The 18,550-nt window shown below is 36.8% G+C and carries 18 protein-coding genes, 2 tRNA genes and 1 rRNA gene; 3 read left to right on the plus strand and 18 right to left on the minus strand.

The genetic code is table 11. From position 1 onward, the window contains the following. The 3 genes from IEU51_RS06600 to IEU51_RS06610 all read right to left on the minus strand — a co-directional run. Positions 1-340, minus strand: a 16S ribosomal RNA gene (locus IEU51_RS06600); the annotation flags it as partial. A 131-nt stretch (positions 341-471) separates the two neighbouring features. Next, a tRNA-Gly gene (locus IEU51_RS06605) sits at positions 472-545 on the minus strand. Positions 546-720: 175 nt separating this feature from the next. Then, positions 721-806, minus strand: a tRNA-Leu gene (locus IEU51_RS06610). 266 nt (positions 807-1,072) lie between these two features. On the opposite strand from IEU51_RS06610, the gene IEU51_RS06615 reads away from it, so the two are divergent. Beyond that, positions 1,073-2,605, plus strand: a complete 1,533-nt coding sequence (locus IEU51_RS06615; RefSeq protein WP_186084562.1) for a catalase — start codon at positions 1,073-1,075, stop codon at positions 2,603-2,605. A gap of 91 nt (positions 2,606-2,696) precedes the next feature. Here IEU51_RS06615 and IEU51_RS06620 read toward each other — a convergent pair whose 3' ends face one another. From IEU51_RS06620 to IEU51_RS06685, 14 genes are all read right to left on the minus strand, one after another. Next, positions 2,697-4,850 carry a Tex family protein gene (locus tag IEU51_RS06620; RefSeq protein WP_186084564.1) on the minus strand — a complete coding sequence of 718 codons (2,154 nt, stop codon included), beginning with the start codon at positions 4,848-4,850 and terminating at the stop codon, positions 2,697-2,699. A 35-nt stretch (positions 4,851-4,885) separates the two neighbouring features. Further along, positions 4,886-5,680 (minus strand): RNA polymerase sigma factor SigB, encoded by a 795-nt coding sequence (gene sigB, locus IEU51_RS06625; protein WP_186084566.1) that lies wholly within the window; start codon positions 5,678-5,680, stop codon positions 4,886-4,888. Further along, positions 5,658-6,131: an anti-sigma B factor RsbW gene (rsbW, locus tag IEU51_RS06630; RefSeq protein ID WP_186084568.1), complete on the minus strand. Its 474-nt coding sequence runs from the start codon at positions 6,129-6,131 to the stop codon at positions 5,658-5,660. The genes sigB and rsbW overlap by 23 nt, the downstream gene beginning before the upstream one ends. After that, positions 6,121-6,459 carry an STAS domain-containing protein gene (locus IEU51_RS06635; RefSeq protein WP_186084570.1) on the minus strand — a complete coding sequence of 113 codons (339 nt, stop codon included), beginning with the start codon at positions 6,457-6,459 and terminating at the stop codon, positions 6,121-6,123. Before IEU51_RS06635 ends, rsbW begins: the two co-directional genes overlap by 11 nt. A gap of 72 nt (positions 6,460-6,531) precedes the next feature. Continuing rightward, positions 6,532-7,587, minus strand: a complete 1,056-nt coding sequence (locus IEU51_RS06640; protein WP_229713898.1) for a PP2C family protein-serine/threonine phosphatase — start codon at positions 7,585-7,587, stop codon at positions 6,532-6,534. Next, on the minus strand, positions 7,584-7,949 hold the full coding sequence (locus IEU51_RS06645; protein ID WP_186084574.1) for a type II toxin-antitoxin system PemK/MazF family toxin: 366 nt from the start codon (positions 7,947-7,949) through the stop codon (positions 7,584-7,586). The genes IEU51_RS06640 and IEU51_RS06645 overlap by 4 nt, the downstream gene beginning before the upstream one ends. After that, complete coding sequence (locus IEU51_RS09285; protein WP_229713900.1) at positions 7,950-8,135, minus strand: hypothetical protein; 186 nt, start codon at positions 8,133-8,135, stop codon at positions 7,950-7,952. Positions 8,136-8,190: 55 nt separating this feature from the next. Further along, the gene (gene alr, locus IEU51_RS06655; RefSeq protein WP_186084576.1) at positions 8,191-9,330 is read right to left on the minus strand and encodes an alanine racemase; all 1,140 of its coding nucleotides are present in this window, start codon (positions 9,328-9,330) and stop codon (positions 8,191-8,193) included. A gap of 14 nt (positions 9,331-9,344) precedes the next feature. Beyond that, positions 9,345-9,692 (minus strand): holo-ACP synthase, encoded by a 348-nt coding sequence (gene acpS / locus IEU51_RS06660; RefSeq protein WP_186084577.1) that lies wholly within the window; start codon positions 9,690-9,692, stop codon positions 9,345-9,347. Then, the gene (locus IEU51_RS06665; protein WP_186084585.1) at positions 9,689-10,174 is read right to left on the minus strand and encodes a PH domain-containing protein; all 486 of its coding nucleotides are present in this window, start codon (positions 10,172-10,174) and stop codon (positions 9,689-9,691) included. Before IEU51_RS06665 ends, acpS begins: the two co-directional genes overlap by 4 nt. Continuing rightward, a complete protein-coding gene (locus IEU51_RS06670) occupies positions 10,146-11,708 on the minus strand; it encodes a PH domain-containing protein (protein ID WP_186084594.1) in 1,563 nt (520 codons plus the stop codon). The genes IEU51_RS06665 and IEU51_RS06670 overlap by 29 nt, the downstream gene beginning before the upstream one ends. After that, positions 11,701-12,168, minus strand: coding sequence for a PH domain-containing protein (locus tag IEU51_RS06675; RefSeq protein WP_186084602.1), 468 nt, complete (start codon positions 12,166-12,168; stop codon positions 11,701-11,703). The genes IEU51_RS06670 and IEU51_RS06675 overlap by 8 nt, the downstream gene beginning before the upstream one ends. Before the next feature lie 90 nt (positions 12,169-12,258). Further along, entirely contained in the window at positions 12,259-13,755 is a 1,497-nt protein-coding gene (locus IEU51_RS06680) for a DEAD/DEAH box helicase (protein WP_186084604.1), read from the minus strand. Between the two features lie 82 nt (positions 13,756-13,837). Beyond that, a complete protein-coding gene (locus IEU51_RS06685; protein ID WP_186084606.1) occupies positions 13,838-15,184 on the minus strand; it encodes a UDP-N-acetylmuramoyl-tripeptide--D-alanyl-D-alanine ligase in 1,347 nt (448 codons plus the stop codon). A gap of 101 nt (positions 15,185-15,285) precedes the next feature. On the opposite strand from IEU51_RS06685, the gene IEU51_RS06690 reads away from it, so the two are divergent. After that, complete coding sequence (locus tag IEU51_RS06690) at positions 15,286-16,476, plus strand: FtsW/RodA/SpoVE family cell cycle protein (protein WP_186084608.1); 1,191 nt, start codon at positions 15,286-15,288, stop codon at positions 16,474-16,476. Positions 16,477-16,526: 50 nt separating this feature from the next. Here IEU51_RS06690 and IEU51_RS06695 read toward each other — a convergent pair whose 3' ends face one another. Beyond that, positions 16,527-16,664, minus strand: a complete 138-nt coding sequence (locus tag IEU51_RS06695) for an Lmo0850 family protein (RefSeq protein ID WP_186084610.1) — start codon at positions 16,662-16,664, stop codon at positions 16,527-16,529. Positions 16,665-16,795: 131 nt separating this feature from the next. Here IEU51_RS06695 and cls point away from each other — a divergent pair, with 131 nt between their 5' ends. Continuing rightward, entirely contained in the window at positions 16,796-18,277 is a 1,482-nt protein-coding gene (gene cls / locus IEU51_RS06700) for a cardiolipin synthase (RefSeq protein WP_186084612.1), read from the plus strand. The last annotated feature ends 273 nt before the right edge of the window (positions 18,278-18,550 follow it).

Here is an 18,550-nt window from a genome sequence, read left to right on the forward strand (position 1 = left end):
GTCCCAGTGTGGCCGATCACCCTCTCAGGTCGGCTACGCATCGTCGCCTTGGTGAGCTACTACCTCACCAACTAGCTAATGCGCCGCAGGCCCATCCTTAAGTGATAGAAAATCCATCTTTCAATCTTAACTCTTTTGAGTAAAGGTATTATCCGGTATTAGCTACGGTTTCCCGTAGTTATCCCAGTCTTAAGGGTAGGTTGCCTACGTGTTACTCACCCGTCCGCCGCTCAACTCTTAAAATGAACCCGAAGGTTCGGTATAAGAAGTTGCGCTCGACTTGCATGTATTAGGCACGCCGCCAGCGTTCATCCTGAGCCAGGATCAAACTCTCCATAAAAGAATTTGAGTTAGCTCAAATTTATCCGTGTTTTATACTGTTCTCTCAGTTACTCCGTAGAGTATTTTTCTTGGAATTAACGTTGACATATTGTCATTCAGTTTTCAATGTTCTTTAATGTTTAAAATTAATGGAGCGGGTGAAGAGAATCGAACTCTCGACATCAGCTTGGAAGGCTGAGGTTATACCACTTAACTACACCCGCTAAGTTTTAACGACTTTATTTATTATACAGCGTTTATAAATAATGTCAATACTTTAATTTAAGTTTTTTCGAAAACATTTTAGCAATGCGTTTCGCTCTTGAAACGTCTACTAATTATTATACATACTTCGTACTAATGATGCAACTAAAAGTTTTATCTTTTTTGCAAAAATAATGCGGCTGAGAGGACTTGAACCTCCACGGGATTTAACTCCCACTAGGCCCTCAACCTAGCGCGTCTGCCGATTCCGCCACAACCGCTAATCAATTAGCAACGTTTATTATTATATATACTAATTTACATACTGTCAACAATGTTCGTTTAAATAATTTCAACAAATTTTGATCGCATGTTTTTATCTGTTACCTTTTTTGCTTTATATAATAGAAGAGATAATAATGTTTTTATCTTGATATAGGTCTAAAGGATGACATGCACATCGTTTACGCTTACCTTACTTGAAGATTTTGGCTTTTGTTGATATACTTTATTTAGAATCATTATAAATAATTGTGGAGGTTCAATAATGCACAAAAATCTAAATCCTGAAGAAAACAAGTTAACTACTCTGTTTGGTAACCCTGTTGGAGACCGAGAGAATACTATGACTGCTGGACCAAGAGGTCCACTTGTTATGCAAGATCCATACTTCTTAGATATGATGGCGCATTTCGATCGTGAAGTTATTCCTGAGCGTCGTATGCACGCAAAAGGATCAGGTGCATACGGTACTTTTACTGTAACACATGATATTACTAAATATACTAAAGCTGCAATCTTTAGTGAAATCGGTAAGAAAACTGAAATGTTCGCTCGTTTCTCAACAGTAGCTGGTGAACGTGGAGCTGCAGATGCTGAGCGTGACATCCGTGGATTCGCACTTAAATTCTACACTGAAGAAGGTAACTGGGACTTAGTGGGTAACAACACACCTGTATTCTTCTTCCGTGATCCTAAATTATTCCCGAGCTTAAACCACGTTGTTAAACGTGACCCTAAAACAAACATGCACAATCCTGAAAGCAACTGGGATTTCTGGACTTCATTACCAGAAGCATTACACCAAGTGACAATTCTTATGTCTGAGCGTGGTATTCCAAACGGATTCCGTCATATGCACGGTTTCGGTTCACACACTTACAGTATGATTAACGCTAATAATGAACGTGTATGGGTTAAATTCCACTTCAGAACTCAACAAGGTATTGATAACTTAAGTGCTGAAGACGCTTCAAGAACTATCGCACACGATAGAGAATCATCACAACGTGACCTCTTCAATGCCATTGAAGAAGGAAATTTCCCTAAATGGAAAGTATATATTCAAGTGATGACTGAAGAAGAAGCTAGAAATCACCCACACAATCCATTCGACTTAACTAAAGTTTGGTACAAAGGAGATTACCCATTAATTGAAGTTGGGGAATTCGAATTAAACAAAAACCCAGAAAACTACTTCGCAGAAGTAGAACAAGCGGCATTTGCACCAACTAACATTGTCCCTGGTATTGGTTTCTCACCAGACAAAATGTTACAAGGTCGTCTATTCTCTTATGGAGATGCACAAAGATACCGCTTAGGCGTTAACCATCACCAAATTCCAGTGAACTCCCCAAAAGGAGCAGCAAATGTTTGCCCATTTAGCCGTGACGGTGCAATGAGAGTTGACGGTAACTTAGGTTCTCACATCAACTACTACCCTAACAGCTATGGTGCACACAACTCACAACCAGAGCACAAACAACCTGTATTAGACCTACAACTCGGTCATGTTGCTGAATATGACTTCCGTGAAGACGATGATAATTATTACGAGCAACCAGGAAAACTCTTCAGATTACAATCTGAAGAAGGAAAAGAACTAATCTTCCAAAACACTGCAAATGAAATGCAAGGCACTTCAGACAAAGTGAAACACCGTCATATCTTCAACTGCTACCAAGCAGATCCAGAATATGGTAAAGGTGTAGCAAAAGCACTCGGAATCGACATCAATGATGTAGACCTAGAAAAAGGCGACCACCCATTCGAAGGTAAACCAGTAGATACAAACAAATAAGCTAATCGCCTATACACAAAGAACCACTCATGAAATCATGAGTGGTTCTTTTTTTCATTAGTGATGTGGTATTCAACACCAATTTACAACGCTACTTTTTTTCAGCTTTCATCGTCAGTGATATGCGTTTTTTATGAACGTCTACATCCATGACTGTGACTTCTACAATGTCTCCTGAGCTTACAACGTCTAACGGATGCTTCACAAATCGGTTTGAGAGTTGTGATATATGCACAAGTCCATCTTGCCCTACTCCAACGTCTACGAATGCGCCGAAGTCTGTCACGTTTCTCACTGTTCCTGATAGTTTCATTCCTGATTTTAAGTCTTTCATCTCTAATACATCTGATTTTAAGAGCGGCGTATCATACTGGTCACGGATATCTCTTAATGGTGCAATTAAACTTTTCACCATGTCTTCAAGTGTCGGCAATCCGATGCCTTCTTTTTCTGCAAATGCGCCCTGGTCTAACTTCTCGAGCTTTTCTTTAATTTCATCTGTACCAAGATCTTTTATTGATGCACCGATTGTATCAAGCAATTTATAGGTATTCTTATATTGTTCTGGGTGGATTTCCGTTTGGTCTAACGGTTCTTTACCATCAATAATTCTTAAAAATCCAACGCATTGCTCAAATGTTTTTGGTCCGAGTCTAGGTACTTTTTTTAGATCTGATCTTTTATTGATTCCCTTGTTTTCTTCTCTAAATGCTACGATATTTTTAGAAATTTGTGGAGATAAACCAGCCACGTGCTCGAGCAGTGTGTATGATGCTGTATTCACATCTACACCTACTTGGTTTACAACTGTTTCTACTACAAAGTCGAGTGCTTCTGACAAGTTCTTTTGGTTTACATCATGCTGATATTGTCCAACACCGATGGATTTCGGGTCGATTTTAACAAGTTCTGATAGTGGATCTTGCACACGTCGCGCGATTGATACTGCACTTCTCTCTTCAACTTGGAAGTCCGGGAATTCTTCACGTGCAACTTCTGATGCAGAGTATACTGACGCACCCGCTTCATTTACGATAATAAACGGCAAGTCTAGATTGTTATTTTTAATTAACTCACTTATAAATTCTTCTGTTTCTCTAGATGCCGTACCGTTTCCAATCGCAACAAGTGTAATATTATGTTTCTTGATAATATCTAGCATGATTTTCTCAGCTTGCTTTTTTTTATTCACTGGCATGTGCGGGTAGATCACATTTTTATCTACAAAAGTGCCAGATGGGTTAATGACAGCTAACTTACATCCTGTTCTAAATGCTGGGTCTACACCTAAAATCATATGATTCTTAAGGGGTGGTTGCAGTAGTAAACTCTTCAAGTTTTCTTCAAAGATATTTACTGCGTGCGCTTCACCCACTTCTGTCATATCATTTCTCACTTCACGTTCAAGTGATGGTAAGATGAGTCTCTTCAAGCTATCTTCGATCACCATATTTAATCTATACGAGATTTTAGAGTTCTCTTTAATGACTTTCGAAGATAAATACCCAGAAATACGATCGATATTGTGTTCAAATTTAAGCGTTAATACATTTAGTTTCTCTCCACGGTTCATAGCAAGTGTACGATGCGGTGGAATGCGTTTGACCGCTTCACTATAGTCATAGTACATTTCAAACACATTTTGCTCATCTTCTGCATTTTTCTTTTTAGATGAAACGATGAGTGATGAGTTTTTAATCTCACGTAAAATTACTTTTCTATATTGTGCATCATCTGAAATATGTTCAGCATAAATGTCGTTTGCCCCATTTAACGCATCCTCTACTGAAGTCACTTCTTCTGTAATATATGATTCTGCTTCTGTTTCTAAATCACCCTCAGAAACATCTTGTTTTAACATGACTTCAAATAGTGGTTTTAACCCTTTACGCACCGCTTCAGTCGCGCGTGTTTTTCTCTTTTGTCTAAACGGACGATACAAGTCCTCTACTCTTGCAAGTTCTGTTTGTTTTAATATATCTTGCTTTAAGTCATTTGTTAGCATGCCTTGCTCATCAATTAAACGCATGACTTCTTCTTTTCTTTTTTCAAGATTTTCTAAATATCTATATTCATCTTCAATTGCTTTAATTTCTGTTTCGTCAAGTCCACCTGTTTGTTCCTTACGGTATCTCGCAATAAATGGCACCGTTGATTTGTCTGCGAGCATAGATAATACATTACTTATATATTCTGGTTTAATTTTTAGTTCTGTTGATAAATTCTTAATCAGTTGTTCGTTCATACGTCCTCCTAAAAAATAAAAACCTAATCTTTCGATCAGGTTTGTGATTCAGCGTCTTGAGATTGTTTCATTGCTTTACGCAGTTTTTCTAACGCACTTCTTTGCAACCTAGACACGTGCATTTGACTTAGACCAATACGTTCTCCAGTTTCTTTTTGACTCAGTCCATCTAAGAATGTCGATTCGATAATGCTACGTTCTCTATCTGTTAGAATCGGTAATAATTTTTCAATTAACATGCGTTCCTCTGATCGTTCATAGTTTTCATCGACATCTCCCATGACATCCAGTAATGTCACTGCAGAACCTTCATTGTCTGCATCGATAGAATGGTCCACGCTGAGTGCATTATAGCTTTGTCCCATCTCCATTGCTTCAAGTACTTCCTCTTCAGTTGCACCAATATGATCCGCAATTTCTTTAACTGTAGGAGATCTCTCAAGTTCTGAAGTTAAGACATCTGTTGCATTCTTAATTTTTGGGCCTATTTCTTTGATTCTGCGTGGCACATGGACACTCCATGTTTTGTCACGTAAATATCTCTTGATTTCCCCAAGTACTGTAGGTACTAAAAATGCTTCGAATTTTCGATTAAACGATAAGTCAAAACGACGAATCGCACCAAGTAATCCGACCATTCCGACTTGTGCTAAGTCTTCATGATGAGATTGACCACGAGAATATCGATATGCGAGTGAATCGATCAATCGCTGATAATGCAAGACAAGCTGTGTCTGTGCCTCATCATCCTCTGATTCTTGACATCTCATAATTAGCGCATTAATTTCGTCAGGCGTTAATTCTGTTTTATCCTGTGATAGTTTCTCCATTATTTTGCACCTGACCTTTGCCAACAAACTTAACCATGCTAATTGTTACTCCAGGTTCCTTTTTCACATGAACATCGTCCATCAGCGTTTCTATTAAGAATAATCCAAGCCCACCTTCTCTAAGGAAACCAACTGAATCGTCTTCCTTATATGGTCCAAGTTCTTCTTTAACTGTTTCGTAGTCAAAGCTCTTGCCTGAGTCTCTAACTATAATTTCTATACGATCTTTAAAGACTGCGAAGCCAATGATGATTTCACCATCTTCATCTTGTTTATAAGCATGCTTAACTGCATTCGTTACTGCTTCAGATACTGCTATTTTAGAGTCTTCAATTTCTTCAATCGACGCATTTGCTGAAGATAAAATCCCAGATAATGTAAGTCTCACAAGTCCAACATATTTTGGATTTGATGGAATTTTCATTTCAACATATTCAAAGTTATTTTTCAACTTCTTCACCCTCCGAATACTCAGTGATGTACATTAAATCTCTAAGTCCAGTGATTTCAAATAACTTCATGATGCGCGGCTGTACATTTGTCACTCTTAGTTCTTTATCGTTTCTATTTAAGTCTTTTAGCGTTCCAACAAAAAGTCCAAGACCTGTTGAGTCCATGTAGCTTAGCTCTTTTAAGTCTACATGTAGGCTACTTGTTCCGTCTGCTGCTACTGGTTCAAATACTTTCTTTAATTCTGGAGCTGTATAAATATCTAATTCACCAGCAATGCTTACTTCAGTGATGCCTGGTTTTTCGTTTACTTCAATGTTAATATTCATGTTTCGATTCTACTCCAATCAAATAATACTTTTCAAATACATTTATACCCTGTACTTTAGAGATTAAACATACTAATACAAGTTTTTTGCATTCTTTATAATAAGCATTGTTAAATCGTCTTTACGTAAATTATTTTGCATTCTCGTTAACGTTTCATATAGATATTGAACGGTATCTTGAGGGTGATTATCTTTCATTTCTCTGAGCATTTGGAAGATATCATTCATATCAATAAACGTTTCGTCGTGTTTACGTAATTCTGAAACCCCATCTGTAAAGATAAAAATCATATCATTTTCTTTTAAATCTACTGTTTTTTCAAAGTATGTATTGTCCTGCCGTACACCAAGTACTAAACCCTTAGTATCGATTTCTTCAAATACATCTTCTTCGTATCTATATATATATCCAGGTTCGTGACCTGCACTTGAGAAAGTAAGTTTTCCATTTCTATAGTCATACACACCATAAAACATAGTGATAAACATATTTTTATTTACATTTTTTTCAACTAAATTGTTTAACGTTTCTAATGCTTTGGCAGGACCTTTATTCAGATGGGCGAGTTCCATACCAAATTTAAGCATTGTCATCGCAATTGCAGCAGGTATGCCTTTCCCGATAACATCTGCGACGGCAAATGATATCTTATGACTGTTATGGTGAATGAAGTTAAAGTAGTCTCCACTCACTTTACCTGCTGGTATGCTGATTGCTCCTATTTGCATCGTATCAGCTACAGGAATTGTTGGTTTAAGCATTGTTTCTTGAAGACTTGCAGCAATATCTAATTCTTGATCGTGCAAGTCTAATTTATCTAACATCGCTCTATAGTCACGATATGTAAATCCAAATGAAATCATAACTTCTTCTAAAATCTCGAGTGACTGCTTCACTAAATCTACGTCATTCACGTGCATGTGGTTTAACATCTGTGTATGTAATGACACTATTTCTTCTGGAGAAGTATCTATTTCTATTACGTTTCTACTGAATGTATGACATTTTGCAATTGCTGCATCTACATCATTTTCATATAGATATAATCGTAATATTTCCTCATAATCATTGGTTAGACTATCTATATAACTCATGACACTGTCCTCATTCTCTACTATTATCTTCATTGTTTTACTTTTTCTTCCATATTAACATTAAGACCTAAACTGATCATGAGTGCACGATCAACTTCGGCCATCTTATCTTCATCTAAATATGTAAGTTTTTCTTGTAACCTAGTTTTATCTATCGTTCTTATTTGCTCTAGTAATATCACAGAGTCCATTTCAAAATGGTATTTGTGCTTATTGACTTCAACATGGGTCGGTATTTTTGCTTTGTTAATTTTACCTGTAATCGCGGCAACAATTACAGTTGGACTGTATTTGTTACCGACATTATTTTGAATGATGACTACAGGTCTTTTACCGCCTTGTTCTGAGCCTTGAACGGGAGAAAGATCAGCTAGGTACACCTCTCCTCGCTTCATCTACTCACCATCTTTTTTTCTATTATTTGATAAAATAATCGTTCCAATTTCTGCCGTATATTTAATTTCGACTTCACATTCCATTAAGAAATGTTCTTCTGCAATACAAAGATTCAAATGGTGCATAGATTTATAGCCTTCTTTTAACTCATTTTTAAGTTGTGCACATCTGTCATTTGAATTCATATGAGCCTCCTGTAAATACAGTTTAATAGTATCATATCTAGCCTTTATTTAACTGTTATTTCAGAATTTCATTGAATATCACTTCATTTGACTCTGAACTGTAAACTCTTGGTAATCTTCTTGACAGTAGACAAGTCGACTCATAGGTAATTGTATCTACGTGATTACTGTAGTTTTCTAGCGACTGTAAACTATCATGGTCACTTACGATGATGCGGACTTCATCTCCACGTTTTGCGTTTGAACGAATCATTGCGGCATCCATGCATACGCGACCAACAATTTCACATTGTTCTCCGTTAATGTCTACGTGATACCCGCTGTGTTTTCGTAATAATCCGTCACCGTATCCAATTGGAATTGTGACAAGTGACATGTCTTCGTCTGCTATAAATGTTTCATCATATCCGACAGTTTCACCTTTTTTGACCTCATGTGTATCGACAACATGGCAGACAAGGTCAAGCGCAGGTTGTAACACCACATCCGTACGTTCTTTCGTATACTCACTTGGATAATACCCGTAAAGGCCAATTCCTACACGAACAGCGTTCGTAAATTCATCTTCAACAAGTAGTGCACCTGCAGTATTAGAAATATGAACGTACGGTGGCGTTTCTACTTGGTTTACGATTTCCTTGAATTCCATTTGTTCTTGTCGTACACGGTCAAGGTCTACACTCGCCATCGCAAAGTGAGAGAACAATCCTTCATACACGAAATACTCAGAACTATAAATCAATTCAATCATCTCTTTAATTTCAGTGATGTCTTTCGTTCCATAACGATTCATATGTCCGTTCACTTTAATATGAATCCACACTTCTTTGTCATATTCATACGAGATGTTTTCAAGTGAGTCAACGAGCCACTCTTTTGAAGGTGCTGTGATTGCTACTCTATGTTGTATTGCCTTGTTGATGTCTTTTGGACTGATAATTCCGAGGACTAAAATCTTGCTCTTAATACCATGCATTCTGAGTTCAATCGCCTCATCTAACGTTCCAACAGCAAAGAAGTCTACGCCTCTTTCTTCTAAATATCTCGCTACTGCACGAGAGCCATGGCCATAAGCGTTAGATTTTACAACGGCTATTACCTTCTTATTCACTTTTGCCTCAATTGCATCATAGTTCTGACCAATTTTATCTAGGTCAATATTTACCTGTGCATCTCTATAAAATCTATCGCTCAATTCATTCACTCCAGTTAATTACTATCAATTAAAATTACAGTTGCAGTTGCATACTCTCTCGAATGTGAAATAGAGATTAATGCACTGCTACCTTCAATAAAAGGTTTACCCAATTCATCATTCATGATGCTGATTTCATGAAACTGAATGTGCGCGCCAATTCCAGTACCAAGTGCTTTGCTGTATGCTTCCTTAGCACTGAAACGACCTGCAACATATTCATTTTTTCTCGTTTCATTATTTATACCATTGTAAACTTTTAATTCATTTTCTGAAAGTATTCTCCGTGCAAGTCTATCTTCATTGTTCGCACGGGTAATTCTTTTTATTTCTACAATATCTGTTCCAAGACCCGTAATCATACACTCGAACCTCGTTTACTATTTCTAATAATCTCTCTGACCATCTGTCTAAGCGCTACTGCTTCCTCTTTCTCTAACTCAGGAATATATAGTTTTTCACTCGCAGTCGAGAACGTAATTCCAGAAAGACCAAATTTTCTCATGATTGGACCTTCCGACACATCGATGTTTTGAATTCTAAAGAGTGGTGCTACATGTCTCTTGCGCGTGAAAATTCCTTGTTCAACGATTAGTTCACCGTTCTCAATTTGGTACCTCAAATATTTATAAGTTAAAATTGGTTCAGCAATAATATAGTACCCGATATAAATAAGTGTGAGTAAGCCCACTCCTCCAATCGATAAATACAGATAAAAGTCTACATTTTCTGGGGTAAAAAAGGTTGCAACGAATAGACCAAGTAAAGTCAAGATGGGAATAATGAGGTAAATCGAACTCGTCACACGACGATATTTAATCGCGCTCTTCGATATTCGCTTCATCAATCATTCCTCCTTCTACAAATCTCCAAATTCTATCTATATCATTACGTTCTAAATGCTTTAACGTCACAACAGAGTCGAGCACACCACCTGCCGTAATCACCGACACTGTACCGAGCTCTGCGCGTCTCGTAAATGGATTGTTATGCCATTCAATCGTGTTAATTTTTTCTGACTTAATCGCATAATGACTTCTAGCGAAAAACGATGTTTCCATTAGATTAATTTCATCACCATTAATTGTATACCCAGTATGCTTCGCCGAGTATATTGCTGAGATGATTTGGAGGATAAAAATAATCGCACCAATAATCGTGATCATCCAGAATGCAACTGGTATGAAGTATTCGTGACTTACATATACGAGTACTACATAAATTACTAAAAAGAAAATACTACGCACTGTAAAGAATCGTCTGTATGCACGTTTTTTAACAAATTCTACAGGCGTTTTAATTTCGTAATTCGGGAAGAATTTTGTCACAATATCAAAGAGTAACTTTGTCTTAATGAGTGGGACAACCATCACTTTTCCGTCACTTAATTCTTCGTCGGTATCTCCCATAATCGTCACATATAACGATTTGAATCCAATCATTCTTCTTAAAATATTATCCTTGATAATAATATTTTGTACGCGGTTGATATTTACCGTCACTCTCTTTTTCTCTAAAAGTCCATAAGTGATGATGAGATCTTCATTATCTTCAAACACTTTGTAATCATAATAACGAATCAATAAAATCACTGTTCCGATAATATACCCAAAAATGATTAAAGCTAATGCAATGACTACAGTAAACACTAGCATTGACGTTATCAATTTTTGGAAGTTCTCTTCAATATAGTTTGTCACAAACGTATCTATATTGAATGTTGTTAAGAACGTAAAGAATCCGGCGATGAAAATCCCAAGTCCCCCACTTGTCATAGCCATAATGAATAACTCTTTCATCGTCATCTTATGGATAAGTGTCATTTCATCTTCAGAAACATTTTCTGTTGTTTCTATTGGTTCTATATTTTCATCTAGAATTTCAGTATCTATGTCTTCATCTGATACGATTTTAGGTTCTTCTTTTTCAGCCACTTTTTCTTTATAGACACTTCGGCGAATCTCTTCTGCCTGAGATAACTTAATACCTTCAATTGACACACCTTCTGCAGGCGTTTGTATGTCTAATTTACACACACCAAAGATTCTTAAGAACAAGGGTTCTGTAATATCGATAGACTGGATGCGGTTGATTGTCAGTTCCTTTTCCTTTAAAACGAAGACACCTGTTTTGTAGATAAACTTTCCGTCTTCAATCCAAAATCGCGTCTTATATTTTTGCACAATATCCGTTGCGATCATAAGGAGCATAAACAGAAATACAATGAGTCCAATATAGATTAAGAAACGGTTTCCGCTTAGACCATCTCCACCTATGAAGTTAAAAATGAAAATAGCTGCTGGGATCCAGAATGTTTTAATCGTGTTGCCAACTGAACCTAAATAAGCTAATGGATGTAATTTTTGAGGTTTATACATGTGTAAATTCCTCCTTTACGAGCTCAATCATTTGAGATTGAAGTTGATATGCTTCATCAATTTTTAATGGAGGTAAATTAAACGATGTACCTGCTGTTGTTACTGTAAGTTTTGCGAGATTGTATCTTCTTGAAATAATCCCGTGAGACACCTCTACACCTTGTACACGTTTTAGTGGCAACATCTTGTGTTCTACTATAATAAATCCTTGAACAGTCACGAGACGTGTATTAAATATTTGATACTTTGTTACTTTTTGGTAAAAAACAGGTCTAATAAACACAAAAACAATGAGATGTATGAGAACTAGAAACCCAAGACCTATAATCACCCACTCTTTATAAAAGTCAAAGTAGATGGCAATGCTTGCAATAATTAAATAAAAAATAAGTACAATCACAAATGTGATGATTGATCTTAATCTTAAATACTTTTTTACATCATCTGATAATCGAATCATACGTGACCTCCCCTTATTTTATTAATTATACATGAGATATTTTACATATAAAAATAAAAATAGCATCCCACTCTGTAGGATGCTCAAATATTATTTCATATGGTCTTTAAATGTGCGTGTGCGATTAGAACTTTTCTTGTTCTTGCTGTAAGGTGTTTGTTTACCTTTTCCGCCATTGTTACCGCCACGTCTTCTACCGCCGCGGTTATCTTTTTTGTTTCCACCGCGTTTATACGGATGTCTGCCATCGCCCTTTGTACTCCTACGAGAGAGTGGTTTTTCAAACGATAGCTGGATGTTATCATCGTCTTTTCTATATAAGAATTCATTAACAAGAGTGGCAATCACTTCTTGTGGTTCGAATTCCGTTACGAGTTCAGTTGCAAGTTTGTAAGACTCAGCATTGATGTCTTTTTCTTGCCATTTTCTAATTTTTTCGAAAATGCTCTGTTTACGTGCAGCTTCTACTTCATTTTTGTTTGGTGGACGAAGTGGAGAAATCTTTTTGTTTTTCGCCTCTTCAATTAAACGGATATACCCCATTTCAACTGGGTTTACGAAAGTTAATGCCATACCTTCTTTACCCGCACGACCTGTACGTCCGATTCTGTGTGTATAACTTTCAGCATCTTGCGGGATGTCGAAGTTATAAACGTGTGATACACCTGAAATATCAAGACCACGTGCTGCAACGTCTGTCGCAACTAAGATTTGCAATGCATCATTTCTGAATTTCTTGAGTACTTCAAGACGTTTAGACTGCGTGATGTCACCGTGTAAGCCTTCTGCTTGGTAACCTTTCGCAATTAATGCACTCGTGAGTTCATCTACACGACGTTTTGTACGACCGAATACAATCGCAAGCTCTGGACGATGTACGTCTAAGAAATCTACAAATGTGTCGAGTTTTTCTAACTCTTTAACAATCGTGTAGTGCTCTTCGATTTGTGGGTCTGAATCATTTTGATTCATTGTTTTTACGATCTTAGGATCGTGCATAAAACGTGTCACAAGATCTTGAATCGCTTTAGGCATTGTCGCAGAGAATAGTAACGTCTGTACATTCCCTTTTGGAAGCTTATCCATGATAAACGTCACGTCATCGATGAATCCCATGTTCATCATTTCATCCGCTTCATCTAAAACTAACGTGTTAATGTGATCTAGTCTTAGTGTTCTACGGTTGATATGGTCGATGACACGACCTGGTGTACCAACGATGATTTCAGGTTTTCTCTTTAAATCACCAATTTGTCTAGCGATGGATACTCCACCGAAAATTACATTCACATTAAGCTTCTTATACTTAGCAAATGATTTTAATTGCTCTCCAACTTGTGCAGCGAGTTCGCGTGTTGGCGCAAGGATTAAGGCTTGTACGCCTTCTCCTTTTTTTACTTTCTCAACTAAAGGAATACCGAAAGCACCTGTTTTACCTGTACCAGTTTGTGCTTGTCCTAAGATATCCTCATTATTTAATGCAAGTGGAATACTACTCTCTTGAATTGGAGTTGGGTTTGTAAAACCCATGTCCTCTAATGCTTGAATAGTTTTTTCACTTACACCTAATTCTTTAAAAAATTTCAACTTTTAGTCTCCTTTGACTATTTCTTACCTCGTAAGTGTACAACTTCTCTATATTACCACTTTCAGCTATACACTACAAGAATTATTTTATACCTTCTTCTACTCGTTCTAGTTTCATACCACGAGATGCCTTTAATAAAACAACGGTTCTATTCTCAATGACTTCATTTACTCTTTCAATCAGTGTGTCAATATCTGTAAAATGTTCACTGTTTGCTTTCTTAATATTATCGCTAATATTTTTAGCCGCTTCACCAAACGTAAAGATATGACTAAAGTTATTATCTTGGTTGATGTGTGTCGCAATGTCATAATGCAGTACGTCACTATAAGCTCCGAGCTCTAAAATATCACCAAGCACAAGAACCTTATTCTGATACTGCAAATCACGCACCGTATCAATCGCATTCTTCATTGAAGATGGGCTTGCATTGTACGCATCATTAATAAGAATTGCACCATTTTTTAATTCCTTTTGTTCCATGCGCATACCTGTAACTTTAAGCTTCAGAAGTGCCGCTTCAGACGTCTCATCTGAAATACCAAACTCACGCGCAATCATAATTGCGTACGACGCATTTAACGCGTTGTGACGACCGAGCTGTGGGATTTTGAAGTTCGCAGTATCTAAAGTAAACTCTGTCCCTTCAAGACGCTCTAAAATGTTTTTGATATGCACTCCATTTTTTTCGTTTTCTCCGACTGTCTTAATCGTATATGGCGTGTCTTTATCGACAATGTTTTCTAGCATTTCATAGTCTTTTGAATAGATAAAGAGCCCGTCATCTTTTAAAAAGTCCACAATCTCATATTTCACTTCTGCAATTTTTTCACGTGAACCAAGCTTCTCTAGGTGAGATTCTCCGACGCTTGTAATCACAGCGATGTCTGGGTTTGCGATATCTGAAAGATAATGAATATCTCCGATACTATCCATTCCCATTTCTAAGATAAGAATTTCAGTTTCTATATCTGTCGCGAGAATTGTGAGTGGCATTCCGAGTTCATTGTTTAGGTTACCTTGTGTCTTTTCGACCTTGTATTTATCTTGTAAAATACATTCGATCATGTCTTTTGTTGTTGTCTTCCCGTTAGATCCAGTCACCGCAATGACTTTTGGGTTAAATGTCTTGAGATAGTTTTTCGCGAGAAGACCGAGTGCGCGTTCAGTATTGTCTACTAAAATGACGGGAACGTCATCTCTTTCTTGTTCTGATAAAGCAATAGATGCGCCACTTTCAAGTGCATATGCAATAAACTTGTGGCCATCTACATTTTCTCCAACAAATGGAATAAATAAATTATTTTCTTCAATTGTTCTTGTATCGATTGACACACCTTTAACGTGTGTGTCTTTTATCTCTAACGCTTTCTGATTCATTGTACCATTTGTGAATTTTGAAAGTTTTTCAATCGTGATATTTAACATATGGTTTCCATTCCTTATAATGATTTGTACATGTTATAATTATATGATAGACAATTTGTAATGTCATATCTTCTATTTTTTTAATAAATTAGGTGACTGATTTGAATGATTTAAAATTTAAACGTATCAATTTGAGCTATCTTTCTCGTGTCGACTGGATTTTAGTGATACAGATTGCGATTCTAGCAACGATTAGTATTACTCTCATACAATCTGCGATGACAAGTGGCCAATATGGTACTAACTTTGCGATTCGACAGTTTTATTTTTATATTTTTGGATTCTTTATTGCATTCATTATCATGATCATTCCGTTTAGGTTGTTCCGCGAATATATATGGTTGATTTATGGGCTTGGAATTTTTAGTTTACTATTCCTGCACTTCTCGCCATTTGATAGCATAACGCCTATTATCAACGGTGCAAAAAGTTGGTACCAGTTCGGATTCTTTAGTATCCAACCTTCGGAGTTTATGAAGATCATCTATATTTTGACTATGAGTTACGTCATCAGTCAGCACAATAAATATAAACAGCATAATAGTTTAAATATGGATGTACGCTTACTAATAAAACTTGGACTCGTCTCACTTCTCCCGATGATTTTAATCTTGATGCAAAACGACCTTGGAACTACGCTCGTTATGCTCGCTATTTTCTTTGGTATGGTCGTTGTGTCTGGGATTAGCTGGTGGATCATTCTGCCAGTTGTATTCATGGTAGGTACCGTGGGTTTATCTCTCATACTTGGTATTTTATATCGACCAGATTTAATTAATAAACTCGGGATTCATTCGTATCAACTGGACCGTATCTATTCGTGGTTAAGACCTGAAGATTATGGTTCTGATATCGGGTTCCAACTGATGAACTCACTGATTGCGATTGGTTCAGGTGGCGCAAGAGGTCGTGGGTACGCTGACGGAATTATTTATATTCCTGAGAACCATACAGACTTTATTTTTACGATTGTTGGTGAGGAGTTTGGGTTTATCGGTACAACGATAGTTGTTATTCTGTTATTCCTATTACTCGTACACTTATTTAGAATTTCTCTAGCAACAAAGGATTCATTTGGAAGTTACTTTATTATCGGATATATTTCGTTACTCTTCTTCCATATTTTCCAGAATATTGGAATGACAATTCAAATTCTTCCAATCACTGGACTCCCACTTCCATTTATTAGTTATGGAGGTAGTGGTCTGTGGGCAAATATGGTCGGTATCGGAATTGTGCTTAGCATATACTTTTACCGAGTAGATGAAAGAAAACGTAAGAGATTGATATAAAAAAATAAACGGAAAGTGTACGTAAGTACTACTTTCCGTTTAAATATATCTTATTCATTTAGTCTGAGTTTTTGCGCTGAGCTAATGCGTTTCATAAGTTCTATTCTTGACGGTGCGACTGAAACTTTCACACCAAGTTCACGGAGCATTTCAACAACTTCTTTAATCTTTGAATTGTCATTTTTCATGATAATGAACTCCTTATTTGTTAAGTTATCACTATTATAATGTTTATTAGAGCCTATTACTACATGTATTTAATAATAATCGTTACATATTTGTCACGAATAGATTAAGTTAAAATGGAAGGAAAATGAGAATGAACGACTTTTTTGTTTCATTGATATCCAACTCTAGTGTTACCACAATTATTACAATCACCATCCTACTCATCAACTTTTTCCTGGCTATCGGTATGATTTTCTGGGAAAGAAAGAGTGCTCAAAGTGTATGGGCATGGCTTTTAATCTTGTTCTTCATTCCTATCGTTGGATTTATACTCTATTTATTCTTAGGTAGAACAATTTATAACCACAAAATTTTTGAAATCCCAGAAGAAGATCAGATCGGGCTTGAATACCTTGTCCAAGAACAACTTGATGAAATTAGAAAAAATAATTTTGAATTAGACAGTGATGTTGCCACTAAGCATACGAAACTCATTCATATGCTGCTTTATAACAACCAAAGTTTCGTAACATCAAACAACCATATTGATACTTTTTATAGAACACCAGATTTATTTAAACAGATGTTAGAAGATATCAAGAATGCCAAGGACCATATCCATTTTCAGTATTATATTTTTAGATTAGATAACCTTGGTAAAGAAATTTACAACGCACTTCTTGAAAAGCAACGTGAAGGAGTCTCTGTTCGTATTCTGTATGATGACATGGGGTCGAGAACGTTAAGACTCAGAAACTTTAAAGAAATCCGCTCACTCGGTGGACATGTAGAAGCATTTTTCCCGAGTTTTTTATCTGTGATAAACCCACGAATTAACAACCGTAACCACAGAAAAATTGTAGTGATCGACGGAAAAATTGGATACACAGGTGGATCGAACGTTGGAGATGAATACGTGGGTAACTCTAAAAAGTTCGGTTACTGGAGAGATACACATCTAAGAATTAAAGGGAATGCTGTAAAGTCACTTCAACTTAGATTTATGCTCGACTGGAACTCACAAAGAAGTCGTAATAAGATGGTTCACGAGACGAGATATTTCCCTGAAATTGAGAATGTCGGAAACACGACGATGCAAATCGCGACAAGTGGACCTGATGAAAAATGGCAACAAATTAAATTCGGATATTTAAAGATGATCAACTCAGCGAAGAAAGATATTTATATCCAATCCCCCTACTTCATTCCAGATCAGTCGATTATGGAAGCATTGAAGATTGCGATACTGTCCGGCGTGAACGTCAATATTATGATTCCGAGTTTCCCAGACCATCCATTCGTATATTGGGGAACGTACCATAACGTTGGAGAATTATCTAAAATGGGCGCCAAAATTTTTATCTACCAAAAAGGATTTTTGCACCAGAAGACAATGATGATTGACAACGAAGTTGTAAGTATCGGATCAACGAATATGGATAACCGAAGCTTTGCACTAAACTTTGAAGTCAACGCGTTTATTTTTGATAGAAAAGAAGCCGTAAAGCAGAGAGAAGCATTTGAGAAAGACGCAATAAACAGTAAGCTCTTGACACCAGAAATCTATGCAGAACGTAGCGCATGGATCAAACTAAAAGAAGCCATCGCAAATCTAATATCACCAATATTGTAGATTTGGATGTTGATTGGATACGGATTGTTTAGAGATTGGATGTAGATTAGATGTCGGCGGTTGCTGTTGATGGTTGGCGACGGTGATATGAGATCGCATGGGAAACGAACCTGTGGGATCTTTTTTGTGTGGAGAATGATTTGTTGTGGTGCGAGTTGTGCGGGCGATGCAGGAACACTGGATTCAGAGAGAAAATTGAAATATGAAGAATTATTCTTTGAATAAATAATAGCTCTCACCTAATCAGTATGTGGAATCGTGATTATATTGAAA

Source organism: Phocicoccus schoeneichii (genome assembly GCF_014635565.1).
Classification (GTDB): Bacteria; Bacillota; Bacilli; order Staphylococcales; family Salinicoccaceae; genus Phocicoccus; species Phocicoccus schoeneichii.

Bases quoted from the DNA above. Each gene is read 5' to 3' on its own strand.
- IEU51_RS06615 (WP_186084562.1), top strand. From the start codon at position 1,073: ATGCACAAAAATCTAAATCCTGAAGAAAACAAGTTAACTACTCTGTTT.
- IEU51_RS06620 (WP_186084564.1), bottom strand. From the start codon at position 4,850: ATGAACGAACAACTGATTAAGAATTTATCAACAGAACTAAAAATTAAA.
- sigB (WP_186084566.1), bottom strand. From the start codon at position 5,680: ATGGAGAAACTATCACAGGATAAAACAGAATTAACGCCTGACGAAATT.
- IEU51_RS06635 (WP_186084570.1), bottom strand. From the start codon at position 6,459: ATGAATATTAACATTGAAGTAAACGAAAAACCAGGCATCACTGAAGTA.
- IEU51_RS06640 (WP_229713898.1), bottom strand. From the start codon at position 7,587: ATGAAGATAATAGTAGAGAATGAGGACAGTGTCATGAGTTATATAGAT.
- IEU51_RS06645 (WP_186084574.1), bottom strand. From the start codon at position 7,949: ATGAAGCGAGGAGAGGTGTACCTAGCTGATCTTTCTCCCGTTCAAGGC.
- IEU51_RS09285 (WP_229713900.1), bottom strand. From the start codon at position 8,135: ATGAATTCAAATGACAGATGTGCACAACTTAAAAATGAGTTAAAAGAA.
- acpS (WP_186084577.1), bottom strand. From the start codon at position 9,692: ATGATTACGGGTCTTGGAACAGATATTGTAGAAATAAAAAGAATTACC.
- IEU51_RS06665 (WP_186084585.1), bottom strand. From the start codon at position 10,174: ATGAAGCGAATATCGAAGAGCGCGATTAAATATCGTCGTGTGACGAGT.
- IEU51_RS06670 (WP_186084594.1), bottom strand. From the start codon at position 11,708: ATGTATAAACCTCAAAAATTACATCCATTAGCTTATTTAGGTTCAGTT.
- IEU51_RS06675 (WP_186084602.1), bottom strand. From the start codon at position 12,168: ATGATTCGATTATCAGATGATGTAAAAAAGTATTTAAGATTAAGATCA.
- IEU51_RS06685 (WP_186084606.1), bottom strand. From the start codon at position 15,184: ATGTTAAATATCACGATTGAAAAACTTTCAAAATTCACAAATGGTACA.
- IEU51_RS06695 (WP_186084610.1), bottom strand. From the start codon at position 16,664: ATGAAAAATGACAATTCAAAGATTAAAGAAGTTGTTGAAATGCTCCGT.
- cls (WP_186084612.1), top strand. From the start codon at position 16,796: ATGAACGACTTTTTTGTTTCATTGATATCCAACTCTAGTGTTACCACA.